The organism is Algoriphagus sp. (genome assembly GCF_024642405.1).
Taxonomy (GTDB): Bacteria; Bacteroidota; Bacteroidia; order Cytophagales; family Cyclobacteriaceae; genus Algoriphagus.
The window spans coordinates 1-5,448 of record NZ_JAHEBC010000256.1; the positions used below are offsets into that span (position 1 = coordinate 1).

The following is a 5,448-nucleotide window of genomic DNA, read 5'->3' on the forward strand; positions in this document are numbered from 1 at the left end:
TTATTCACAATTTCCCAGGTCAAAGGGCAAAAGTCAGAGAGCCCAGTCACTGCCGCTTGGGAATCTTTTTCGAAAAACAAAAGTGAGTCTATCTTTTCTGGATTGAAATGGGATTTAATTGGGCCTACCATCAACTCAGGACGCGTGGAGGCAATGGCTGTACTTCCTGAAAATCCCAGTACTATCTATGCCGGATTTGGTTCTGGAAACCTTTGGAAAACTACCAATCATGGTCTTTCATGGGTAGCAATCTTTGATAACCAGGCAGGTTACAGTATTGGAGATATCAGTATCGCACCAAGTAATAGTAATATAATCTACGTGGGGACTGGTGAAAGTCTTCGTGCCAAGCGTGCTCATACTATCCCAGGCGCCGGAGTATATCGTTCGGATGATGCAGGTAAAACATGGAAGTCTATAGGACTGGAAGGTACTCATCATATTGGAAGAATTGCTGTGCATCCCACTGATCCAAATATTGTCTTCGTGGCAGCTTTGGGGAGTTTCTATTCTCCAAGTGAAGAAAGGGGAATCTACAAGACCGTAAATGGGGGAGAAACTTGGGAAAAAGTGGTGTATGTCAACGACCGGGTGGGAGGTAATGATGTTGTCTTTGCCCCTACTGACCCTTCCGTTCTATATGCCTCCACTTGGTATTGCAGTGAAGACAAAGCGGGACCTGGAGGAACCTTGCATAAAAGTACAGATGGTGGAAATACTTGGAAAGTTATCAACAATGGATTTCCGGCAGGAGAAATGAACGGTAGAACAGGGCTCGCAGTCTCCCATCAAAACAGTACTAAAGTTTATGCTTTTACCGACAATGTAAATGCAGGATATGAAGATGGATCCGGAGAATTATATCTAACTCTAGATGGTGGAGAAAGCTGGGAAAAGACGCACCAAAAGAACTTAAAGATTCTAAATACTTTCGGCGAAGTGTTTACTGATTGTTTTGTAAACCCAATCGATGATCATGAAGTCTATGTATTAGGAATTAATGTTTTAAGAAGTACAGATGGAGGAATAAATTTTAACCCTCTAAATGGAACGGTTGAGCATATCCAACCTTCCCCAGCAAATTTTTTCCATCTTGACCATCATGAAATGTGGATCAATCCCAACAATCCAAATCATATTATTGTCGGAAACGATGGCGGCGTATATATCAGTTATGATACCGGATCAACTTGGATGCATTACAACAATTTACCGGTAGGAGAATTCTATTTTGTCCGAACAGATAATGATACTCCTTATAATATCTACTCAGGGACCCAGGATGATTCAGCGGTGAGGGGGCCGGCAAGAACCTTGAAAAATACGAGTGATGATGGTTGGGAGTATGTATGGATTGACCCTTGGGGAGGTGGAGATGGCATTGTAGTCACTCCTGATACTGAAAACTCGGACATCGTTTATTACGAATCACAGAATGGTGCCATCAGGCGTAAAATAATGTCAAGCGGTGAAACCAAAAGCATCCGTCCTAGATTACCTAAAGACTCCCCTGATCAGCTATTTAATGAATGGCTAACTCCTTTTTTTACTTCGACTTATACGCCAGGAACTTTGTATTACGGGGCAAATTTTATGTTCAAAACTACGGATCGTGGAGATAATTGGAAGGCGATAAGTCCAGATCTGAGTCTTTCGTCCGATCCAAATCGAGAAGGGAATGGAATCATTGCAATGGAAGAATCTCCAAACCGTCAAGGCTTATTATATGCTGGCACTTCGAAAGGAGCTGCTTGGATTTCTAAAGACGACGGAGGTAACTGGAAAGAAATATCTGAAGGCCTACCAGCAAAATACATCAAGAGTTTTGCTCCTTCAAAATTCAAGGAATCCAGAGTTTATATTACTCAAAGTGCCATGGGTGAAGATGATTTGAATGCCTATGTTTATCGTTCGGAGGATTATGGAGCTTATTGGGAAAACATTACTTCTAACTTACCAAATGCACCTGTCAATGTAATATTGGAAGACCCTGTATTCGAAAATGTATTATTTGCAGGCACTTTTAATGGGGTATTTATTTCACTCGATAGAGGTAATTCCTGGCGCGTTTTGGGTTCAGAGATGCCAAATAGTTTTGTGTCCGACATGACTATTCAAGAACGGGAAAATGACTTAATAGCCGTCACTCATGGAAGAGGAATTTTCAAAATTGATTTGGAACCTTTGCATAATTATCTGAAAAATAATTCAGAACAAGCATCTGTAGTTTATATCTCTGAAGCCATTCTTCCGAATAGAGATATTTCCGGAAAACCTGATCTTTCAAACTATGAAAATGTAAATTTTAGCTTCTACTCGCCTTCTGAGGAAAAATTGACATTGACCATTTCTAATTCGGAAGGAACTTCAGTTTTCGAAAAGGAAATAAATGTCCAAAAAGGTTTAAATACCTTTTCATGGGATTTGATTCTTGGCCCAAATCTTACGGATGATCCATATCTTTTCAATTTTGTGAACCTTCCTGAAGCAGGAGATTATACGATTCATTTGATCGGAGAGCAATTAGATATTGAAGGCGCTTTCTCGATAAAATAGTCAGAAAATACCTGGAAAGGCTAACTTATTAGAATTTCAAAGGTTTTAATATTCCATCTACCAATAATTTTAATCCCCTTTTCTTGGATAAATAATTGGGGATTAATACTGAAATCTCTTATCAAGAGCAACAATTATGAAGCGAAAAACTTTCATTAAAAGCTTACTATTTCTTGGGGCAATCCCCTCATTGCTAAGTGCAAAAACGGCAAATATGAAAAAATCCTCTAGTGTCAGACTTCTAAGACATGCTACACTAATCATTGAGATCAATGGTAAAAAACTGCTCATAGACCCGATGTTGTCAGAAAAGGATGCAATGAATCCGATTCCGAATTGTGGCAATGAAATTAGAATTCCAATGGTAGAGTTTCCGATTCCAAAATCAGAAATCAATACCATGCTTTCTGAAATGGATGCGATCGTTATTACCCACTTACATCGAGACCATTGGGATAATCCAGCAAAAGATTTAATCCCTAAAAACAAACTTATTTTTTGTCCCCCAAATGTTAAAGAAACATTAGTAAACCAAGGCTTCAATAACCTCCAAAGTATTGAGCATAACTTCAACTGGAAAGGAATAACCATTCATAAGACGAGTGGTCAACATGGTACAGGAGATATTGGAAAAAGCATGGGTCAGGTCTCAGGGTTTGTATTCCAGCATAAAGAAGATTCAATCTATGTGGCAGGGGATACGGTTTGGTGCGAGGAAGTGGAAAATGTACTCATCAGCTACAATCCCAAAGTCACTATCCTGAATGCCGGAGGTGCAAAATTCTTAACAGGTGATCCGATAACAATGACCCCTGAGGACATTATTAAAGTGCAGAAAAAACTTCCTGCCACAAATATTATTGCCGTGCATATGGACACAATTAACCATTGTTTTGTAACCCGCAAAATTCTATTTGAAGAATTAAAGGCTAAGGGTTTAGATTCCAAAATAAAAATCCCAATGGATGGAGAATCAATTTTTTTATAGCATAAAGAATGTTCTTACAAACAGAACTAAAAGCTGAAAAAACTGAGAATGGACAATTGTATGGTAGCTCAAATTCTATAAATAATAACCTGTTTAATTATGATAAAATCACATGGCTTTGGATGACAAAATAATGTTAACTGACCCAGTTTTTATGGTTCTTAATACCTTCAATTTCGATTTCTTGGAGAAAATTTATTCTAATTTTTTAGATTTTTTTAGCCTGATTAGCCCCAAAATTTATTGCCAAGCGACTTATTTTCAGTATTTTAAAGTTTTAAACATCATCCTTCTATGGCATCTTATACATTGAATATTAACGATCAAACTCACAAAGTAGAAGTGGAAAAAGGAACTTCTCTTTTATGGGTTATCAGGGAACATTTAGGGTTAACAGGTACCAAATACGGTTGTGGGATCGCCCAGTGCGGAGCTTGCACAATCCATATTGATGGTAACCCGATGAAGGCCTGTGTTTTACCTGTCGAGAATTTTTCCGATGGACAAAAAATTAAAACAATAGAGGGCCTATCTGAAAAAGGAGACCATCCAGTGCAACAAGCATGGGTAAAAGCCCAAGCGCCACAATGTGGATATTGTCATTCAGGTCAGATCATGCAGGCGGTGGCCTTGTTGGATAATAATCCTACTCCGTCTCGAGATGAAATAAAGACGTATATGAATGGCAACTTATGTAGGTGCGGAACCTATTTACGCATCATTGAAGCAATAGAATTAGCTGCTAAATCCAACTCCTCGATTTAATAATTCTTCTTATGAAAAAAGAACAAAAATCACAATCGACTCTCAATCGAAGAGAATTTTTAAAGTCATCCAGTGGGATTGCATTATTCATTGGGGCATCTGGTATTTTTCCAGCTTTGGTTGCTTGCAATGACACAAAAAAAATCAAAGAGCAATTTGAGAAATTTGAAGTATCAGCCTGGGTTCAAATTTCTGAAGATGGAGAAATAACCATTTATAACCCTGCAGCTGAAATGGGACAAGGTTCCATGACCTCTTTACCATTGATTTTTGCAGAAGAAATGGATGCTGATTGGTCGAAAGTCAAAGTAGAATTCTCACGCCAAGAAAGTGATATTTATGGTTCTCCAGGCTGGTCGCCAGGTAGTAAACTGATGTTTACAGTAGGTAGTAGAACTACGAATAGCTATTATTCTACCATGAGAAAAGCGGGAGCTCAGGCAAGGTATATTTTACTGAACTCAGCTGCGAAACACTGGAATGTCCCAATTTCAGAACTCACAACTTCTGAAAGTAACGTTACTCATGTAAAATCAGGTAAGAAGATCAGCTATGGTGAATTGGTTTCATTTTTAGTACTCCCTGAATCAATACCTGATTTTACGGAAGATCAATTGAAGCAACCAAAAGACTTTCGATTAATTGGAAAGACTGTTCCGCGAACTGAAATTCCGGCAAAAGTGGATGGTTCAGCCCAGTTCGCTATCGATATTAGGCTACCCAATATGGTTTATGGAGTACTGGAAAGAGGAAAACTTCATGGCTCATTTCCACGCTTGTTAAACGAACCTGAAATTTTGGCTCAGGAAGGCGTTTTAAAAATTGTGCAATTCGATTATGCCATCGGGATTATTGCCAAAAAACTAGAGCAGGCATTACAAGCAAAAAAGCTCTTGAAAATAGATTGGAGTGAATCAGATGCCACTGGATTTAACTCGGAGAAGATTTTTGATGAATATGAAAAAATTGCCGCAGAAGGAGTAAGAGGGACTATTATTTCAGAAAAAGGCGATATAAATACCGCTCTAAGAAATGGCTCCAAAATCTATACTGCCGATTATAAGAACGATTATGTTTATCATGCCCAGTTAGAGCCGTTGAACTCTGTCATTCAAGTATCTGAAGATTTACAAAGTGCA

At 38.6% G+C, this 5,448-nt stretch carries 4 protein-coding genes; all 4 read left to right on the top strand.

Annotated elements, in window-relative coordinates; all coding sequences use genetic code 11:
- Positions 1 to 2,556, top strand: a 2,556-nt coding sequence (locus Q0L68_RS15545; RefSeq protein ID WP_296704998.1) for a hypothetical protein, incomplete at its 5' end; no start/stop codon positions are given.
- Between the two features lie 136 nt (positions 2,557 to 2,692).
- A complete protein-coding gene (locus Q0L68_RS15550) occupies positions 2,693 to 3,544 on the top strand; it encodes an MBL fold metallo-hydrolase (protein WP_296704999.1) in 852 nt (283 codons plus the stop codon).
- 294 nt (positions 3,545 to 3,838) lie between these two features.
- Entirely contained in the window at positions 3,839 to 4,309 is a 471-nt protein-coding gene (locus Q0L68_RS15555; protein ID WP_296705000.1) for a (2Fe-2S)-binding protein, read from the top strand.
- Between the two features lie 11 nt (positions 4,310 to 4,320).
- Positions 4,321 to 5,448: molybdopterin cofactor-binding domain-containing protein (locus Q0L68_RS15560; RefSeq protein ID WP_296705001.1), on the top strand; the 1,128-nt coding region annotated here is incomplete at its 3' end.